This is a genomic window from Bradyrhizobium sp. CSA207 (genome assembly GCF_029051685.1).
Taxonomy (GTDB): domain Bacteria; phylum Pseudomonadota; class Alphaproteobacteria; order Rhizobiales; family Xanthobacteraceae; genus Bradyrhizobium.
The window spans coordinates 1-17,893 of the sequence record NZ_JAACFT010000070.1; the positions used below are offsets into that span (position 1 = coordinate 1).

General features: G+C 63.5%; 18 protein-coding genes and 1 pseudogene. 11 read left to right on the forward strand and 8 right to left on the reverse strand.

Annotation, left to right across the window (positions count from 1 at the left end; genetic code table 11):
* Nucleotides 1-166 precede the first annotated feature (166 nt).
* The 5 genes from GWG65_RS39130 to pncA form a co-directional block, all read right to left on the reverse strand.
* Nucleotides 167-1,468 carry a DUF1236 domain-containing protein gene (locus GWG65_RS39130; protein WP_275200737.1) on the reverse strand — a complete coding sequence of 434 codons (1,302 nt, stop codon included), beginning with the start codon at nucleotides 1,466-1,468 and terminating at the stop codon, nucleotides 167-169.
* Nucleotides 1,469-1,578: 110 nt separating this feature from the next.
* Complete coding sequence (locus GWG65_RS39135) at nucleotides 1,579-1,965, reverse strand: GrlR family regulatory protein (RefSeq protein ID WP_275200738.1); 387 nt, start codon at nucleotides 1,963-1,965, stop codon at nucleotides 1,579-1,581.
* A gap of 14 nt (nucleotides 1,966-1,979) precedes the next feature.
* The gene (locus GWG65_RS39140; RefSeq protein ID WP_275200739.1) at nucleotides 1,980-4,013 is read right to left on the reverse strand and encodes an NAD(+) synthase; all 2,034 of its coding nucleotides are present in this window, start codon (nucleotides 4,011-4,013) and stop codon (nucleotides 1,980-1,982) included.
* Between the two features lie 155 nt (nucleotides 4,014-4,168).
* Nucleotides 4,169-5,284 carry an alpha/beta fold hydrolase gene (locus GWG65_RS39145; RefSeq protein WP_275200740.1) on the reverse strand — a complete coding sequence of 372 codons (1,116 nt, stop codon included), beginning with the start codon at nucleotides 5,282-5,284 and terminating at the stop codon, nucleotides 4,169-4,171.
* A gap of 16 nt (nucleotides 5,285-5,300) precedes the next feature.
* A complete protein-coding gene (pncA, locus tag GWG65_RS39150) occupies nucleotides 5,301-5,927 on the reverse strand; it encodes a bifunctional nicotinamidase/pyrazinamidase (RefSeq protein WP_275200741.1) in 627 nt (208 codons plus the stop codon).
* Between the two features lie 269 nt (nucleotides 5,928-6,196).
* Between pncA and glk the strand changes: the two genes are divergently transcribed.
* The 3 genes from glk (at nucleotide 6,197) to GWG65_RS39165 (ending at nucleotide 7,923) form a co-directional block, all read left to right on the forward strand.
* On the forward strand, nucleotides 6,197-7,252 hold the full coding sequence (gene glk, locus GWG65_RS39155) for a glucokinase (protein ID WP_275200742.1): 1,056 nt from the start codon (nucleotides 6,197-6,199) through the stop codon (nucleotides 7,250-7,252).
* A 142-nt stretch (nucleotides 7,253-7,394) separates the two neighbouring features.
* Nucleotides 7,395-7,598, forward strand: coding sequence for a hypothetical protein (locus GWG65_RS39160; protein ID WP_275200743.1), 204 nt, complete (start codon nucleotides 7,395-7,397; stop codon nucleotides 7,596-7,598).
* A 124-nt stretch (nucleotides 7,599-7,722) separates the two neighbouring features.
* Nucleotides 7,723-7,923 (forward strand): hypothetical protein, encoded by a 201-nt coding sequence (locus GWG65_RS39165; protein WP_275200754.1) that lies wholly within the window; start codon nucleotides 7,723-7,725, stop codon nucleotides 7,921-7,923.
* A 64-nt stretch (nucleotides 7,924-7,987) separates the two neighbouring features.
* Here GWG65_RS39165 and GWG65_RS39170 read toward each other — a convergent pair whose 3' ends face one another.
* Nucleotides 7,988-8,365 (reverse strand): response regulator, encoded by a 378-nt coding sequence (locus tag GWG65_RS39170; RefSeq protein WP_275200744.1) that lies wholly within the window; start codon nucleotides 8,363-8,365, stop codon nucleotides 7,988-7,990.
* 111 nt (nucleotides 8,366-8,476) lie between these two features.
* Nucleotides 8,477-9,256 (reverse strand): Spy/CpxP family protein refolding chaperone, encoded by a 780-nt coding sequence (locus GWG65_RS39175; protein WP_275200745.1) that lies wholly within the window; start codon nucleotides 9,254-9,256, stop codon nucleotides 8,477-8,479.
* Between the two features lie 487 nt (nucleotides 9,257-9,743).
* Between GWG65_RS39175 and GWG65_RS39180 the strand changes: the two genes are divergently transcribed.
* The 6 genes from GWG65_RS39180 (at nucleotide 9,744) to GWG65_RS39205 (ending at nucleotide 15,836) form a co-directional block, all read left to right on the forward strand.
* Nucleotides 9,744-11,084 carry an extracellular solute-binding protein gene (locus GWG65_RS39180; RefSeq protein ID WP_275200746.1) on the forward strand — a complete coding sequence of 447 codons (1,341 nt, stop codon included), beginning with the start codon at nucleotides 9,744-9,746 and terminating at the stop codon, nucleotides 11,082-11,084.
* 131 nt (nucleotides 11,085-11,215) lie between these two features.
* A complete protein-coding gene (locus GWG65_RS39185; RefSeq protein WP_275200747.1) occupies nucleotides 11,216-12,154 on the forward strand; it encodes a sugar ABC transporter permease in 939 nt (312 codons plus the stop codon).
* On the forward strand, nucleotides 12,154-13,065 hold the full coding sequence (locus tag GWG65_RS39190; protein ID WP_275200748.1) for a carbohydrate ABC transporter permease: 912 nt from the start codon (nucleotides 12,154-12,156) through the stop codon (nucleotides 13,063-13,065). Before GWG65_RS39185 ends, GWG65_RS39190 begins: the two co-directional genes overlap by 1 nt.
* A 5-nt stretch (nucleotides 13,066-13,070) precedes the next feature.
* On the forward strand, nucleotides 13,071-14,171 hold the full coding sequence (gene ugpC / locus GWG65_RS39195) for a sn-glycerol-3-phosphate ABC transporter ATP-binding protein UgpC (protein WP_275200749.1): 1,101 nt from the start codon (nucleotides 13,071-13,073) through the stop codon (nucleotides 14,169-14,171).
* 34 nt (nucleotides 14,172-14,205) lie between these two features.
* Nucleotides 14,206-15,195, forward strand: coding sequence for a hydroxyacid dehydrogenase (locus GWG65_RS39200; protein WP_275200750.1), 990 nt, complete (start codon nucleotides 14,206-14,208; stop codon nucleotides 15,193-15,195).
* A 179-nt stretch (nucleotides 15,196-15,374) separates the two neighbouring features.
* Nucleotides 15,375-15,836, forward strand: a complete 462-nt coding sequence (locus GWG65_RS39205) for a hypothetical protein (protein ID WP_275200751.1) — start codon at nucleotides 15,375-15,377, stop codon at nucleotides 15,834-15,836.
* Nucleotides 15,837-16,051: 215 nt separating this feature from the next.
* Here the strand turns inward: GWG65_RS39205 and GWG65_RS39210 are convergent, their stop codons facing one another.
* Nucleotides 16,052-16,549 (reverse strand): DUF1993 domain-containing protein, encoded by a 498-nt coding sequence (locus tag GWG65_RS39210; RefSeq protein ID WP_275200753.1) that lies wholly within the window; start codon nucleotides 16,547-16,549, stop codon nucleotides 16,052-16,054.
* A gap of 113 nt (nucleotides 16,550-16,662) precedes the next feature.
* Here GWG65_RS39210 and GWG65_RS39215 point away from each other — a divergent pair, with 113 nt between their 5' ends.
* The gene (locus tag GWG65_RS39215; protein ID WP_275200752.1) at nucleotides 16,663-17,445 is read left to right on the forward strand and encodes a transporter substrate-binding domain-containing protein; all 783 of its coding nucleotides are present in this window, start codon (nucleotides 16,663-16,665) and stop codon (nucleotides 17,443-17,445) included.
* Nucleotides 17,446-17,634: 189 nt separating this feature from the next.
* Nucleotides 17,635-17,893 (forward strand): annotated as a pseudogene (locus GWG65_RS39220) (DUF2147 domain-containing protein); the annotation flags it as partial.

A 17,893-nucleotide genomic window follows, 5' to 3' on the forward strand; every position in this document is an offset into this window, starting at 1 on the left:
GTTGGGGGACCACATGGGGCGGGGGATTGAAGGCTGAGGCAAGGTGAGAGGTCCGGACTCCTAGGCACTCCGGACCTCAAACTTTTGACATCGAACGCGATATCGCGCCGCCCGGCTCTTCAGCCTGGCGGCGCGTTTTCGTGTGCGGTCCTGTTGGCGCGGGCGCTCAGCGCGTCTGCGGCTCGATCGTGACGGTGCAGTCGCCCTGCCCTTGCGTGGCGACCACGATATCGCCCGTTGCAGCCCCGAGCGCGATCGGTGCGGACGAGCCGCCGCCGGGCAATTGAACAGTCACGCTCAGGGAATCCGTACGCGCCGTTGAGCCGACCGTCGATGGCTCCGCTTCCGCGACGTTGCCGGACGCGTCGCGCCGCATGACGCGGCAATTCACATTGCTACCGCCGGCCGCCGCCATGCTCGAGGTCGCACCGCCGCCCATTTGCGCACGGGCTCGCGAAGGATCGCGCGGCACCTGGCTGACGATCCGGTGGGTCCGGGGCTCCACAATGACGACATCGTCGTCCGTCGCGAAATATTCGTAGTCCCGATATTCGGGCTCGATCGAAACGATCTCGGGCGGCAGCCGATAAAGGCGTACGCGCGGAGGAATCGTCTCGCCCGCCCGGATCGAGATGTTCAGATTGCGTTCCGGCTGCGCCAGACGTTCGCGGCTCAGCGTTTCGGAGATCCGCACCTGCCTCTCGGAAGTGACGCGGGTCTGCTGATCGACCTGCGTGTTGCTCTGGGTCGTTTGATTGGCTTGATTGGTCTGCGTGCCGGTTTGAGCCGGCGCGGTCTGTGCATTGGTGCTCGGAGGCGTCCGGTTCGTGTCGGTTGCCGTTGCCGGACGGTTGCCTTGCTGCGCAGGCGGCTGCTGCTCGGCTGCATTGCGCGGCGGCTGGCTCTGGTTGCGCTCGTTCTGGCTGGCCGCCGTGCCGGCGCGATCCTTCTGCTGGCCGGCCGTTCCCGCCTTTGATTTCTCGGACTCGGCCGTCGACTTCTGCGGCGCGGACTTGTCCTGCTTGGTCTCGGCGCTACTCCTGCCGCTCTCGCTCTTGCCACTCTCGCGACCTTGCTTGGCGCTCTCGGTCTCACGGTTGCGGTCTCGCGCCGGCTCGCGGGATTCTTTCGCCTGCTCTTTCGCGTTGGGTTGATTGCGTTCGGAAGCCGCCGCGGGCCGGTTCTTCTCTTCATTGGCCTGGCGATTGGCGCCGCCGCCTTTCTCCTCGCGGCCGGCTCCCTGCATTCTCTCCTGGCCGCCTTGCGCGCGTTCCGGAGCGCGTTCTTTAGTCCGCTCTTGGGTCCGCTCTTGGGCCGGCCCTCGGTCGCGTTGCTGCGCGGCGCCTTTCGCCGGTTCCTCGGTTCGTCTGGTTTCGTCTTTCCGCTCGCCGGGCGCCTGAGCGTAGGCCAGGCCCGATGCGAGCATCAGCCCGACGGCGGCAGTGGACAACATCAAGTGCTTGCGCATGTCCCTCTCCTCATGATTTTTCCAACAGAAGCGAACGTCGTGTTCGCGTGAAGGTTCCTGAGGGGGAACGGCGGCCGTGCGCCTGATCGGCGTGCCGGATCAGGTCGCGCTCACATCGCATCCTTCAGCGTGAGCCGTGCCGTGAATGTCACGCTGGTCTTGCCGACCAGCGCCATGCCTTCAACCTCGGCGCCGTCGGCGGAGTAGTCGCCCGAGAAGCCGCAGGTCACCTCCCTGCCGCCGAACGCGAGTGTCTTGCCGACGGCCTCGGTGTGCTGATTGACGATCATGTCGCCGCGCCACTTGCCGTTCCGGAAGGTGTAGCTGCCGGTGTAGTAGAAATAGCTGTCGCCGCCCATGATGCGGCCGTCGCAGAGCACGGCGACACCTTTGGCCTGGCCGCGCTTGCCGTCGCGCATTTCAATCTCGAAGATGTAGAGGCCGTTGAGGACCTTGTTCTGGTCACCGCTCTGCTCGGGCTCATCGCCGTCCGACATAGCTCATCTCCCGCTCAGACCGGCACGTTCCGTTCCAGATCCTCGAGCCACGCCGCTGCGCTGGCATCGGACGGCGCGCGCCAATCGCCGCGCGGCGACAATGAGCCGCCGGCCGAAACCTTCGGCCCGTTCGGCATGGCCGAGCGCTTGAATTGGCTAAAGGCGAAGAAGCGGCGCAGGAACACCTCCAGCCAGCGACGGATCTCGGGGAGATCATAGGCCTTGCGTCGGTCGTTCGGGAATGCCGGCGGCCATTCGCCCTTGGCAACATCCTTCCACGCCTGGAGCGCCATGAAGGCGATCTTGGAGGGCCGCATGCCGAACCGCAGCGTGTAGAACAGGTTGAAGTCCTGGAGCTCGTACGGCCCGATCGAGGCTTCGGTGCTTTGCGGTTTGTCGCCGGGCTTGACCGGAACCAGCTCGGGCGAGATCTCGGCCGACAGGATTGACGAAAGGGTCCGGTTCACGTCGTCGCTAAACTGCTTCGAGGCAATCACCCAGCGGATCAGATGCTGGATCAACGTCTTCGGCACGCCGGCATTGACATTGTAGTGCGCCATCTGGTCGCCGACCCCATAGGTGCACCAGCCGAGCGCGAGCTCGGAGAGGTCGCCGGTGCCGATGACGATGCCGCCATGATGGTTGGCAAGCCGGAACAGATAATCCGTGCGCAGGCCCGCCTGCACGTTCTCGAACGTAATGTCGTAGACCATCTCACCCTTGCCGAAGGGATGGCCGATATCCTTCAGCATCTGGGTGGCCGTGGTGCGAATATCGAGTTCCTGCCAGGTCGTCTGCAGCGACTTCATCAGCGCGAACGCATTGGTCTTGCTCTCGCTGCCGGTGGCAAAGCCCGGCATGGTGTAGGCGAGGATGTTTTCGCGCGGCAGGCCGAGCAGGTCGACCGCCTTGGCAGCGACGATCAGGGCGTGGGTGGAATCGAGCCCACCGGATACACCGATGACGACACGCTTGGTGCCGGTGGCGCGCAGGCGCTGCACCAGTCCGGCGACCTGGATGTTGTAGGCCTCATAGCAATCCTGTTCGAGCAGGCTCTCGTCGCTCGGCACGAACGGAAAACGTTCAACCTTGCGCAGGAAGCCGATATCGACGGCCGGCGGCTTCATGGCGAAGGCGACTTTGCGGAAGAAGCCCTCGCGCTGGCGGCGGTTGTCATCGAACGTCCCCATCAGCGCGCGCTCCTGCCGCAGCAGGTCGAGATCGACGTCGGCGAGGGTGATCTGCCCGCCCTGCCGAAACCGCTCGCCCTCGGCCAGCAGCAGACCGTTTTCGTAGATCGAGGTCTGGCCGTCCCAGGCCAGATCAGTGGTCGACTCCCCTGCTCCGGCGGCAGAATAAACGTAAGCCGCGAGGCAGCGCGCCGAGGTCGATTGACACAGCAACGCGCGCGAGCGCGCCCGGCCGATCGTGATCGGGCTGCCCGAGAGATTGATCAGCACGCTCGCGCCCGCGAGCGCCAGCTCCGAGGCCGGCGTCACCGGGATCCACATGTCCTCGCAGATCTCGACGCCGATGGTCAGGCCCGGAACGTCCTCCGCCGCAAACAGCAGATCGACACCGAACGGTGCGCGCAGCTCGCCGAACGCTATCGCTTCTCCGACGATCCCGGCGCCCGAGGCGAAATGCCGTCCCTCATAGAACTCGCGATAGGTCGGCAGGTACGTTTTGGGCACCACGCCCAAAACGGCGCCGCGGTGAATGACGACGGCGCAATTGTAGATGCGGGCGCCAAAGCGCAGCGGTGCGCCGACGATGAGGACGGTCATCAGCGCCGACGAGGCCTCGACGATCGCTGCCAGCCCCCGCTCGACCGCATCGAGTAGCGGATCCTGTTTCACGAGGTCTTCGATCGCATAGCCGGACAGGCACAGCTCGGGAAACACGGCCACCGCCACCGACTGCTCATGGCACGCATTCGCCGCGGCCAGAACCGCCTTGGCATTGGCCGTGGGATCGGCCACATGGGAGGTGGTGACGCAGGCCGCGACGCGCGCAAATCCGTGGGCGTAAATCGAGTGAAAACTCATCGAGCGCAGTACCTTTGATCTCTTCGCGACCGGCGCAGGTGATCCGGCCGCCGTCGGCTCCGGCTATATTTAGCCCATCGACGTCGCCTCGTGCAGGCCATTCGCCGTCATGCATAGCGGAATTGCACCTTCGCCTGTCCCACCCGTTGGCGGTGTCAGGCACTGCGTGCCAGCACGCCGGGCAGATCGTCGCGCAGCCACTCGGCGATCCGGGGCCAGGCATGCGCATGCGTGCGCGCGCCCATGAACAGACCGAGATGATTGCTGGGCTCGGAGGCCGCCGCAACGAACGCTGGCGGCGTACCGAGCAGCTTAGCGGTGGCGAGCGCCTGCGCGGCCGGCACGACCTCGTCGTCGAGCCCCGCCAGCAGGAAGACCGGGGCCTTGACGTCCTTCAGATCAATCGCGCGGCCGAGTGCTGTGAAATTGCCGGTGGCAATCCGGTTCTGCCGGAAAATCCAGTTGACGATCTGGAGATAGTAGGTGCCCGGCAGGTCGAGCGTTTCCGTGTTCCAGCGATCGAAACGCGCGAGCAGCGCCGCGACTTCCTTATCCGCGAGATTTATCTGCAACGCCTTCGCGATGTCGTCGCGGCTCAGGGCTCTGGACCAGAAACGCAGCATCTCTTCGCCGCTGACATTGCCGCCGCCGCGCGCGACGAGCTGGTCGTAGACCATTTCGGGCGCGTTGCGGGCAAGCCGGGACAGCGACGAGTCGATCGCGAGATCAACCGGGGCGCCAACCAGGACCAGCCGCCGCACCTTGGCCGGAAAACGAGCCGCATAGAGCAGCGACAACCAGCCTCCCTGACACAGTCCGACCAGGTCGACCGGTGCGCCGATCTCATCGATGGCGACGTTGAGATCGCCGAGATAGCTGTCGATCGAGAGATGGCGCATGTCCGGCGAAGCCGAGCGCCAGTCCGTGAGATAGACCCGCTCGACGCCGCCTTTTTGCAGGGACTGCACCACGCTGTGGCCGGGCGCGAAGTCGGCGATCAGGGCACGATGCAGCGCATAGGGCGCGCAGACCAGGGCCGGCTGACCGGACCGGGCCCTCGTGCAATCGCGCAAGCGCATGGTTGCAAGCTCGAGCGCAACGGTATTGGGCGTCGTCCAAGGCAGGCGGCTGTCGTCTTTCCCCGCCGGTCCCCGCTCCAGCCACCAGAAGCAGGCGTCCACGGCCAGACGCGCCGCCGCAAACGGCCACAGCAAGGGGACCTCCGGGACATGCTCGGGTCCGCTTGGCCGCTTGCCGGTCTCATCCGCCACGACTACCTCGCGATCTTCACAGGAATGCCTCAAGCCCGACGATGGAAATACCGCGCTCCCTGAAGCTCTGATGGGTCGCGGCCACGGAGCCGTCGAGGTCGATGCCGCGGCAAGCGTCCTCGATGACGGCAACCTCGAATCCCGCGTTGCGGGCGTCCTCCGCCGAAAAGCGCACGCAAAAATCGAGCGCGAGGCCGGCGACGAAGACCGTCTGCAGCTCGCGTTCGCGCAAATATCCGAGCAGGCCGGTCGGCGTCCTCTTGTCGTTCTCGAACAGCGCCGAATAGGAATCGATGCCGCGGCGAAATCCCTTGCGCACCACGAGGCTTGCCCGCGCGAGGTCCAGATCCCGATGAAATTCTGCGCCGGCCGTGCCTTGTACGCAGTGTGCTGGCCAGAGCACCTGGGTGCCATAGTCGAGCTCGACGGTCTGGAATGGCTGCCGGCCCGAATGGTTCGACGCAAACGAGACGTGGTCGTGCGGATGCCAGTCCTGCGTCAGCACCACATTGGTGAATTTTTGGGCGATGCGGTTGATGGCGGGGACGACTTTCTCGCCGCCGGGAACGGCGAGCGCTCCGCCGGTGCAGAAGTCGTTCTGCACGTCGATCACCAGCAGCACATCGGCTTCGGAAATCTTCATCGCTGCTCCATTCCGTCCGCCCGGCAGACCGGCGCCAAGCGCTCTTGCCAATGTCGATCTTCCCGCGCCGCTTCGCAACCACCGACGTGTGCGGCGATCCGCCTGAATGGCACGTCGACCCGTTCCCCGGGAATGCAACAGTTTGGCTCCGTCCGAGTTGACTAGAGGCATCCAAGGGCGGATTCTCAATCCGGCCGCGACGCGCGGATCGGGCGAAACAGCGGAGGAATGGGCTCCCGCAGCCGCAAGGCGGCGGAAGCGCGGAGGTCATGGATATCGGCAGGACAGGAACAATTCTTCTCGCCGATATCGGCGGCACCAATGCGCGCTTTGCGCTGAGCCAGGACGAACCAAGCCAAGGCGAACGCGGCCAAGGCGAACTGGGCCAAGGCGAACCGGGCAAGGGCAAGCCAAGCAACGGCGATCGGATCGGACCGATCGACTATGTCAAGGTCGCCGATTTCCCGACAGTCCGGGAAGCCATCATCGATGTCCTTCGCCGATCGGGCGGCGAGCAGCCCAAAAGGGCCGTGCTGGCCGTCGCAGGTCCTGTGACCAACAACCGCTGCGTCATGACCAACAGCCCCTGGGTCATCGATGGCAACGAGCTCCAGCCGACGCTCGGCTTGGACAGCGTGCACGTGCTCAATGATTTCGAAGTGGTGGCTTGGTCCCTGCCCGCCTTGCAACCCGCCGACCTGATCCCGCTCGGTGGCCAGTCCGGCATGGCGGGAGAACCCCTGCTGGTCGTCGGACCCGGAACGGGCTTCGGTGTCTCCTGCCTGGTTGAACGCCATGGCGCCCGGCTTGCCGTCGTCACTGAGGCAGGACACGCCACCCTGCCGGCGGAGAACGAGCGCGAGGAACGCGTGATCGCGTGCCTGCGCCGGCGCCTCGGCCATGTCTCGATCGAGCGCGGCGCGCTCTCCGGCTCCGGTATGCAAAATCTCTACGAGGCCATGGCGGAAGTCGACGGCATCCGGGCGCTGCAGCGCGATGCAGCCGCCATCACCAAGGCAGCCCTCGACGGCAGCTGCGAACTCAGCCGCGCGACGCTGGAGATGTTCTGCGCCATTCTCGGCTCCGTCGCGGGCAATCTCGCGGTAACCTTCGGTGCCCGCGGCGGCGTCTACGTCGCCGGTGGGATCGTGCCGCGCTTCCCGGAGTTCCTTGCCGCCTCCGCATTCCGGGCGCGCTTCGAGGCCAAGGGACGCTTTCAGGACTATCTGCGCAACATTCCCACCCGGCTTGTCGTCAAGCCCGATGCCAGTTTCGTCGGGCTCAGGATGTTTGCCAGCCACAGCGCGGATCGCGTCAGCGGGTAACTCTTGGCCGGCTCGTCCGGACGGCTCACAATACACAGGTGATTGCATAGTCCGCGCGGTTCCACGCAGGATCGCACTTGCCGGTTTGTTTCCGATAGGAAACAATCCCACCCGTCTGTGGCGTTGTGTACGGGGGCGTGACATGCGTAAGCAGGACATTGGGTTCGACTATCATCGCTATCACCGCCTGCTGATCGAGGCGGATGACGAGAACAAGCGGCGGGCCCTGATCGAGCTGTTGATCGAGGAAAAGGCGCGGGACCGGCTTGCCGCCCAGCGCGCTTCGGATCGCGCTGCCATGACCGCCCATACCATTGCCAATGTTCTGAAGGCCGGTCGCAACTAAGACTTGCGGATCCGCCTCTGCTCGCGAGAACACGCATCCGATTGCGATTGCGTTAACGATCCCTTGCGTTAACGATCCTTGGCAAGCCCGTATAAAACTTTTTGCTCTAAGAGTTCCCCACCTGATGCAATTCAGGGCAACAAAGGGGGGAATGAACATGAGCATGATTTCACTTGCCGCAATGCCGGTCGCTGTCGAAACGCGTCTTGAAATGCGTCTTGGCGATTCTTCATTCAAGACCATCTTGCTGATCTGCTGCGCGGGCCTGGCCGCCTCGTTCGGCCTGATGGCGCACGGCGTCGACCTCGGCGCCGGCCTGATATGAGGCGACGAGGCAGGGTGCTGACATCAGTGGCCGCCTTCGGGGCGGCCATTTCGTTTGAGCTCAATCAGCTTGGAACTGCGTTAGATGCCTTGGGGAACATCGAATCGATTATCGCCTTGAGCTGGTCGAGGGCGATCGGCTTGCGCAGGATCGGCCTGCGCCGGAGCAAGGACGGCAGCAGTTCCGGACCGTAGCCCGTCGCGAACAGGAACGGCTTGCCGCGGCGTTCGATCAGGTCGGCGACGGGATCGACATAGACACCCATGAGATTGATGTCGAGAATCGCGAGGTCGTACTGCGCGGTCATCGCATAGGCGCTGGCGTCCTGAACGTTATCGGCTTCTGCGACGACGTGGTGGCCAAGCTCTTCCACCATGTCAGCCATCATCATCCGGATCAGCGCCTCGTCTTCAACCAGGAAAACGGAGAGTCCGCTCGCCATCTCAACCCCGCAGCCATTGTATGAAGCTAATCATAACCGAGCCTGTGGGAGCATTCACGTATTCGTGGCCGGCGCCGTTAATCCGGACGCGCTCGATCCGATTCAAGTTGATCAATCCAATCCGCGTTCGTGGCTCAGGCGCACCATCTCCTGGATGAAGACCTGCTTCTGCTTGTCGTCAAGGCTCGAATAGAGCGGCTCGGCAGCGTCGGCGACGTTGCGCTGGTCGGCGGCGCGATCGATCAGGAACTGCGCCTCATTGCGCATCTGTTCGACGATGTCGTCCGGCGGATCCCGCTTGGCGCGCGCGACCCGCAGGTTGAGGCGCTCTGCGCCATTATGCCCGAGGTAGTGCATGGCGCTCGAGAAACCGTACCAATGCTTTTCCTGATCGGGCGTGAGATTCAGTTCGGACTTGATCCGCTCGATATAGGAATCGCTGTTGGCGACGATCTGCTCGGCCGTGAGCTGCGGCGCGCCGCTCTGGGTCAGGACTGCAACGTCCTTGTCCTGGGGCGCGTTCCTGGCTTCCTTGGTTCCCTTCGCGCCCTTGCCTGACTTGGCGCTCTTGGCATCCTTGTCCTTTGCGGCGCTCTGCTGCTTGGCGTCCTTGGTTCCATCCTTCGTGCCATCTTTGGCGGCCGGCGCTTGGCTGTTGTTGCCGACTCCGAGGACGCCGGTGAAGACGCCGACCACACCGCCGATTGCACCGCCCAGCACGCCGCCGACCGGACCGGCCGCCTTGTTGCCGGCAGCTGCTCCCTCCTGAACGCCCTTGACCAGACCTTGCGCGTGCGCGACCGCGACTGCGCCGAGCAGCAACGTGAGCACGGACCCCAGCGCGCACCATCGTCGCAGGTAAAGCCGCGCTCGCGGCGCCGGGTTGATCATTCTCGTCTCCATGGTCGATCCGACTGGCCTGTTGGGGTGGGAGCCACCCGCCGGTCGCAACTCTATCGTTTTTGCCGCTTCGAGGTCTAGGCGCCGGCAATCGCTATCCACGCCCGAAAAGTCTTTCGTGCGAAGCGGTTATGCAGGCTCATTCGAAACTGCGGCGTAATTGCGCACGCAACGTTCCAACTTGCGTTGCGCAAAGTGTGCATCGCAAAATGCGCCGCGCTGGTTCACCTCGAACGCGCGCCATCGAGCAGCGCAGCACGTGCCGAGCCGACGTTAGTTCTAGATGACGAGCAGTTCGGCTTCCTCGACAGAGGCGATCAATCATGATCTGATCGCGCTACCAATTTGCCGCGACGCGCGCGATTTGCCACCGCGGCGACGGCACCAAACAAGAAACTTCCAACAAGAAAATCAAAAAAGTAAAACTCGGAAATTCAGGAAACGCCAGAACAATAAAACACCCAAGCGAGGAAACGAGATGTCACGCAAGACACTGACGCGACGTCAATTTGTGGCTACCACTGCAATGTCCTCTGCGGCGCTGATCACGGCGCCCTATGTCCGGGGCGCTTACGCCGCGGGCAAACTTTCGATCGGCTTCTGGGACCACTGGGTGCCCGGCGCCAACAAGGCCTCCACCGACCTCGTCAACGAATGGGCGGCGAAGGAAAAGGTCGAGGTCTCGATCGACTACATCACCAGCAACAACAAGAAGATCGAGTTGACCGCCGCAGCCGAGGCCCAGGCCAAATCCGGTCACGACATTCTCCAGATGCCGTCATGGTGGCCGCAGGCCTATGCCGATCAGCTCGAGCCGCTCAACGATGTCATGGAGCCGCTCATCAAGCAGAACGGCGAGGTCAACGGCACCGTCAAATATCTCGGCCAATCCGGCGGCAAATGGCTCGCCGTACCCGCGACGCCTGGCAGTCAGATCAAGGGGCCCTGCACCCGCATCGATCTGATGAAGAAATACGCCAACATCGACGTTCAGGAGATGTATCCGGCCGGAAGCCCGCCGAAAGCCGACAACTGGACCATGGAGACATTTCTGAAGGCGGCGGAAGCCTGCCAGAAGGGCGGCTTTCCGTTCGGCATCGGCTTGGGCGAGACCACCGACAGCGTCGATACGGCCGGGGCGATCTTCCAGTCATTCGGGGCCGAGCTCGTCAATGCCAAGGGCGATATCACCGTGAAAACCGACGCGGTGCGACAGGCGCTCGAATACTACAAGAAGCTGATTGCCTTCCTGCCGCCCGACGCGCCGTCCTGGGACGATGCCTCCAACAACAAATGGCTGATCTCCGGCAAGGGCGCGCTCATCATGAATCCGCCGAGCGCCTGGGCTGTCGCCAAGCGCGACGCGCCGCAGGTGGCCGAGCAATGCTGGACGCACGGCTTCCCCTCCGGCCCGAAGGGACGCTTCGCACCCTTCCTGCCGTATTTCTGGGGCGTCTGGAGCTTCGGCAAGAACAAGGAAGCAGCCAAGAGCCTGCTTACCCATCTGTCGCAGCCGTCGTCGATCGAGAAATTCGTCGCTGTGAGCGGCGGTTACGATCTCCCGGCCTATGCGAACATGACGAAGCTGAAGACCTGGGCCGAGGAAGGGCCGCCGAAGGGCACGCTCTACCACTATCCGGACCCGCATAAGCAGCAGACGCTGTCGATCGCCGCATCGCCAGCGCCGCCCAAGGTCGCGCAGCAGATCTACTTCCAGGCGACGCTGACCAAGCTGGCTTTGCGTCACGCTCAGGGCGAGAAGATGGAAACTGCGCTCGCCTGGGCCGAAGGCGAGTGCGAAGGCTTCATGCGGAGTTGATGCCGGGTGTGTGCCATGGCGGTTCACGCAATGGCGCGTGAGCCGCCGGGGCGCCGCTCTATCCCGCGCCGATTGAAGCCGACAGTTGTGCCGGCTTCGCCGTTCCACATTCTTCGAAAAAGGCTAACGTAATGGCCGATGCCGTCGTTGAGCAAGGTCGCCTCGCCCGTGCTGCGAGCCCGCGCAAGCGGGCCAGTCTGCACAACAAGCTCGGGCGCAAATCGACCGTGGCGTTCTTCCTGACGCTGCCGCTGATCCTTCTGATCGCGGTACTCGTGCTTTATCCCGCGTTTTACTCCGTCCACCTCGCCACCCTGAACAAGTCGATGCAGAAGTTCGTGGGCTTCGGCAACTTCACCTTCCTGTTCAAGCGCGAGACGTTCTGGATGGTGGTGAAGCAGTCCTGCCTCTTCGCGATCACCGCCGTCATATTAAAGGCGCTGATCGGCTTCATCGTCGCGCATTTCGTGCATAACATACCGGCCAAGGGCCAGCGCAAATGGCGCGGCATGCTCCTCGTGCCCTGGGTGATTCCGCCGGCGATGAGCACGCTCGCCTGGCTTTGGCTGTTCGATCCGTCCTACAGCGCCTTCAACTACACGCTCTCGTTCTTCGGCATCGGGCCCATCCCCTGGCTCGGCGACGCGGCCTGGGCTCGTTTCTCCGTCATTCTCGTCAATGTCTGGTACGGCGCGCCGTTCTTCATGATCATGTATCTTGCGGCGCTGAAGTCGGTTCCCGATCAGCTCTATGAGGCGGCAGCCATTGACGGCGCCAATTGGTGGCAGCGGATCTGGTTCATCACGCTGCCGATGATGCGCAACATCATCGCCATCACCACGTTGTTCTCGCTGATCGTGACGTTCGCCAATTTCGACATCGTGCGCATCCTGACCTCCGGCGGTCCGCTCGATTCGACACACCTGTTCGCCACCTGGGCGTTCCAGGTGGGCATCCAGAGCAGCGACATTCCGCTCGGCGCCTGCGTCTCGCTCTTCATGGTGCCGATCCTCGCCGTCGCAGCGATCTTCATCCTGCGCGATGTCTCCAAACGCGGGAACGAATCCTGATGAGCACGCTTGCAATCGACAAAGGCGGCCCGAGCCGCAAGGTCAAATACGGCAGCATGAGCCGCGACCGGACTTGGGCACTGCGCTGGTCCTATTTCTTCCTGGTGCTGTTTGCGGCCTTCTCGCTCATCCCGCCGATCTACATGCTGATTACCTCGCTCAAGAGCAGCGCGGAGATCTCGGCCGCCACCAACCCTTGGTGGGTGTTCCATCCCACCTTGTCGAACTACGTCGAGCTTCTCACCTCGAACCAGTTCCTGCGCTTCTTCTGGAATTCCGCGATCGTCTCGATTGTGGTCGTGATCGTCACCATGCTGATTAGCATCCCGGCGGCTTTCGCACTGGCGCGGATGAAGTTCTGGGGGTCGGCGACGCTCGCGACCGGCGTCTTCCTCACCTATCTCATTCCGGACAGCCTGCTGTTCATCCCACTGTTCAAGATGCTTGCGGTCATCCAGGATTTCACCGGGATCGCCCTGCTCAACCGATGGTATGTGCTGCTGCTCATCTACCCGACGCTGACGGTGCCCTTCTGCACCTGGATCATGATCGGCTATTTCGCGTCGATCCCGAAGGAGCTCGATGAGGCCGCGATCATCGACGGTGCTTCCTGGCTCCAGACCCTGATGCGGATCTTCATCCCGGTTGCGCTTCCCGGCTTGATTGCAGCGACGATCTTCGCCTTCACGGTGTCCTGGGCGCAATTCCTCTATCCCCTGGTGTTCACCACGTCCGTAGACCAGTTCGTGCTGCCGGTCGGCATCACCACCACACTGATCAAGGGCGACGTCTTCAACTGGGGGCAGATCATGACCGGCGCGCTGCTCGGTGCCGCCCCGCCGCTGATCATCTACGCCTTCCTCATGGACTACTACATTGCCGGCCTGACCGCCGGCGCGACAAAGGGTTGAAATTTATGGCCGACGTTGCTTTGCGGAAAGTGGTCAAGCGTTACGACGACGTCGAGGCGGTGCGCGGCATCGACCTCGACATCTCCGACCACGAGTTCATCGTGCTGGTGGGCCCGTCCGGGTGCGGCAAGTCGACGACGCTGCGGATGATCGCAGGGCTCGAGGACATCACCGACGGCGACATCATGATCGGCGGCGACGTCGTCAACGACGTCCCACCCAAAGACCGCGACATCGCGATGGTGTTCCAGAACTACGCGCTCTATCCGCACATGACGGTCGCGGAGAACATGTCGTTCGGGCTGCGGCTCAAGCACTATCCCAAGGCCGAGATCAAGGCGCGGGTGACGGAAGCCGCGCGGCTTCTGGACATCACCGATCTGATCGACCGCAAGCCGAAGCAGCTTTCCGGCGGCCAGCGCCAGCGCGTCGCCATGGGACGCGCCATTGTGCGCAATCCAAAAGTCTTTCTGTTCGACGAGCCGCTGTCGAATCTCGACGCCAAGCTGCGCGTGCAGATGCGCATCGAGATCAAGAAGGTGCACCAGAAGGTCCGCACCACCACGGTTTACGTCACCCACGACCAGGTCGAGGCGATGACGCTGGCCGATCGCGTCGTGGTGATGAACAAGGGGCGCATCGAGCAGATCGGCACGCCGAACGAGCTCTACCACAAGCCGGCGACGCGTTTCGTCGCGGGCTTCATCGGCTCGCCGGCGATGAACTTCATCCCGTGCCGGCTGGAGGATGCCGGCGGCAAGCTCAACATCCGCCTGACCGACCGCATCTCCTTCCCGCTGCCGCCGGCCCGCGCGGCCCGCTACGACGCGCTGCCCCGAACTGAAAACCTGCTGCTCGGGATCCGTCCCGAACATCTCACGGAATCGCACTCGCATCTGGAGCCTGGCGTCGAGACCTTCGACACCGTGCTTGACGTCACCGAGCCAATGGGGATGGAGACGCTGGTCTATTTCGGACTCGAAGGCACGCCGGTCTGCGGCCGTGTCGACCCCAATGCCGGCGCCAAGGACGGCGCGCCGATGCGTTTGGCGGTGGACCTCAACAACATGCACCTGCTAAACGAAGCGACCGGCGCCGTGCTGTGACGGCGACGGAAGAAACGCGAGCAGGCAGGGAGCAATGGCGACCAACAAGAAGAAGATTTTCGTTACACAAACTTTGTCGCAAGGGGCACGCGCCCTCCTCACCCAGCGGGACGATATCGAGCTCGTCGAATTTCCGAACCTGATCTCGGCGAAAGACTTCGAGGCCTTGCTGAAGAGCCACGCGCCGGTCCATGGCGTGGCACTCGGCGCCACTGCCTTCGGCCAGACCGAGCTCGAGTCGTCCGGCGACATGAAGGTGGTGACACGGATCGGCGTCGGCTACGACGCCGTCGACGTGCCCGCCCTCTCCCGCCGCAAGGTGCCGCTGATGGTCGCCGGCAGCGCGAACTCGCCATCGGTCGCGGAAGCGGCGCTGTTCATGATGCTGACGCTGGCCAAGCGCGCACGGGAGATGCATGCCTGTGTCAAGGACGGCAAATGGGCCGACCGGCTCGGCATGCTGCCGTTCGATCTCTACGGCAAGACGGTGCTGGTCATCGGCTTCGGCCGTATCGGCACCCGCACCGCCAGGCGCTGCGTGGCGATGGAAATGAAGGTGCAGGTCTACGACCCCTACAAGGGAGCCGCCGAGATCAAGACCGCCGGTTGCGAGCCCGTCGCCGATCTCGACGCCGCCCTGCCTCAAGCCGACTTCGTCACCATCCATTGCCCGAAGACGCCGGAGACGGTCGGCCTGTTCGACGCCGCACGGATCGGCTTGATGAAGCCGAAATCCTATCTCATCAACACCGCGCGCGGCGGCATCGTCACCGAGGCTGCTCTCTACGACGCGCTGGTCTCCGGAAAGCTCGCCGGCGCCGGCATCGACGTGTTCGAAGTGGAGCCGCCGCCGATCAGCAACGCGCTGTTCGCGCTGCCGAACGTCATCATGGCCCCGCACGTCGCCGGCGTCACCGTCGAGGCGGTGAGCCGGATGAGCGAGCAGACCGCGCGCAACATTCTGAGTGTGCTGGACGGCGATCCGATCCGGCAGAACATCATCAATCAGGACGTGCTTGGCTGAGCAAATCCCAGGGCGGGCTCCCAAGGCGGGCGGCGATCCGCACGCCTTCGGAACGCCAGAATGCGTCCCATTTTGGTGCAGATCGAGCCCCAACTCAGCCTTAATCAAACCCGCGTAATAGGTCTGCCGCGCCGGCAGTGGGACAGATTTGCCGGCCGCCTCGAGCTGGAGGATGGACCTTGTCAGAAATCGACCCGACCGATCACGCGCTGGCGACCATCGCCAGCATCCTGGAGCGCCCCGAACCCGTCCTCGTCGTCCGGGAAACCGTGACCGAGACGGAAACCGAGATGGCCGCGGTCGATGAGCATGCGATCGCAGACGAGCATCCCGAAGTCGAGGAACAGCCGCTGGTGCCGGAGCCGGCCGATGCCGACGGTTACAGCAAAGTCGGCCCCGGGCCGATGGTGGCGATCCGTCTCAAATGGACCGTCCATCGTGGCGACGACGGCCAGTACTACGTACACGAGACCATCGGCGAACAGTCCACGCCCGTCATCAGCGGTCCGATGACGAGCGAAGCCGCGGTGCATTTCGTCGACGAGCACGAAGACGAGGCGCATCGGCGCTTCGAGGTGCTGCGCAGCGAAATTGCCGGTCGCAGCTCGCTGGCGGAATTCGAACGCAAGGGCGAAGCTTAGGCTCGCTTGCGCATTATTTAAATCGCCCTTAGCCAAGCGTCGGTCCACCTCTCCCGTAGGGAGAGGTCGGAGCGCATCGATGGATGCGATCCGGGTGAGGGGTTAAAGCCTCAATTCGCGTCGCGGCCCCTCACCCGGATTGCACTGGACGATGCTTCGCATCGCCAGGCGCAATCCGACCTCTCCCCGTCGGGGAGAGGTGAACCCCGCCGCTGCTACTTCCTTCCCAGATAATCCTTCTTCACGAGCTCGACGCCTGCGTGCCGCAGCAGGTCGTAGGCGGTCGTCACGTGAAAGAAGAATTGCGGGACGCTGAAGGTCAGCAGCAGAGAGCGCCCGGTGAAGGGCAGCTCGGTACCGTTCTTCAGCCTGAAGAAGACGTTCCGTTCCGCCCCCGCATCGATTTCGGCGCGCGGCAGGCCCTCGATGAATTCGATCGATGTCGCGATGCGCGCCTGAAGCCCGGCCATGTCGTGCTCCAGCGCCGGCAGCGCCACCGTCTCGCGCTTGGCCAGCAGGGCCGGAGCAACCACGGCGTGGCGGCAGGCCTCGCCGACCTGTTGCGCCAGATCGTACATGTTCGGCGACAGCCGCATGCCGAGCAGGATGGCGGAATCGAATTTGCGAGCCTCGGCATGGGCAACGCCCTTGTCGAGCAGCCCGGACAGGTTGCTCAAATACGGTACGAAGAGGCCGACCGAGGCCTCGTACATCGAGATCGTCATCTCGGGATTCCCTTCAATTCCATCTCGCCAGCAACCCGCATCTGGTCTAAATCCAACCTCAAGAGCTGCACAATGACAGCTCGCGCGGAGGTGGAAAAGAGATGCTCGGTCGAATTCTGGCGGCTTTGGCCGTGGCGTTGCTGGCAAACCTTTCGGCGCACGCGCAGCAGGCAGCGCCCTCGCGCCTCGACGAGATTGTCAAGCGCGGCACGTTGCGCGTCGGCATGACCGGCGACTACAAGCCCTTCACCTATCTCGACAAGGCCACGCAGCAGTTCAGCGGCTTCGACGTCGACATGGCGGAGGCGCTGGGCAAGGCGCTCGGCGTCAAGGTCGAGTTCGTGCCGACGGCCTGGCCGAAGCTGATGAAGGATTTCGAGGCCGACCAGTTCGACATCGCGATGGGCGGCGTCTCGGTCACGCTCGACCGACAGAAGAAGGGCTTCTTCTCCACGCCGATCATGCGCGAGGGCAAAACCCCGATCGCGCGCTGCGCCGACGTCGGAAAATACCAAACGCTTCCCGACATCGACAAGAAGGGCACCCGAGTGATCGTCAATCCCGGCGGCACCAACGAGCGCTTCGCGCGCGCCAACGTCAAGGACGCGGAGATCACCGTCTTCCCGGACAATACCGTGATCTTCGATGAGATCGCCAAGGGCAATGCCGACCTGATGATGACGGATGCCTCAGAGACCCGCTACCAGCAGAAGCAGCATGCCGGCGTGCTCTGCGCGGTGCATCCGGACAAGCCATTCGACTTCTCCGAGAAAGCCTATTGGCTGCAGCGCGACATGGCGCTGAAGGCCTTCGTCGACCAGTGGCTGCACATCGTGATGGAGGATGGCAGCTATAAGAAAATCTATGCGGCCTGGTTCGACTAGGCCGGGGTTCGTACCCCAATCTCGACGGCGGCCAAACTGTGGACCGTTTCCGGGCGTATTGAACCCGATCCCTATTGAACCCGAACCCACGGGAGGACGACTCATACGGATGAAAGTGATCCAGATCACGTTTTGCGATCGGACCGGGGCGTAAGCGTCGGTGCGGGACCACCTGTTGAGGAGACGGAAATGAGGAAGCTGTTGGCCACGGCCGCATTCCTGTTGGCGAGCACGGCTGCTCAGGCACAGTACACCTTCGAATATGGCGGGCGCACCATCCGCATCGATCCCGATCGCGGCACGGTGTCGATCCCCGGGGTCTATGACAACACCGGCCAGGGCAACGCGAAGAAGGCCAAGAAGAACGAGACCAAGCCCGACCAGCAGGCGCCGCAGCAAGCCACGGTCAACCCGCAAACGCCGGCTGCCCCTGCGCCGGCCCCCGCTC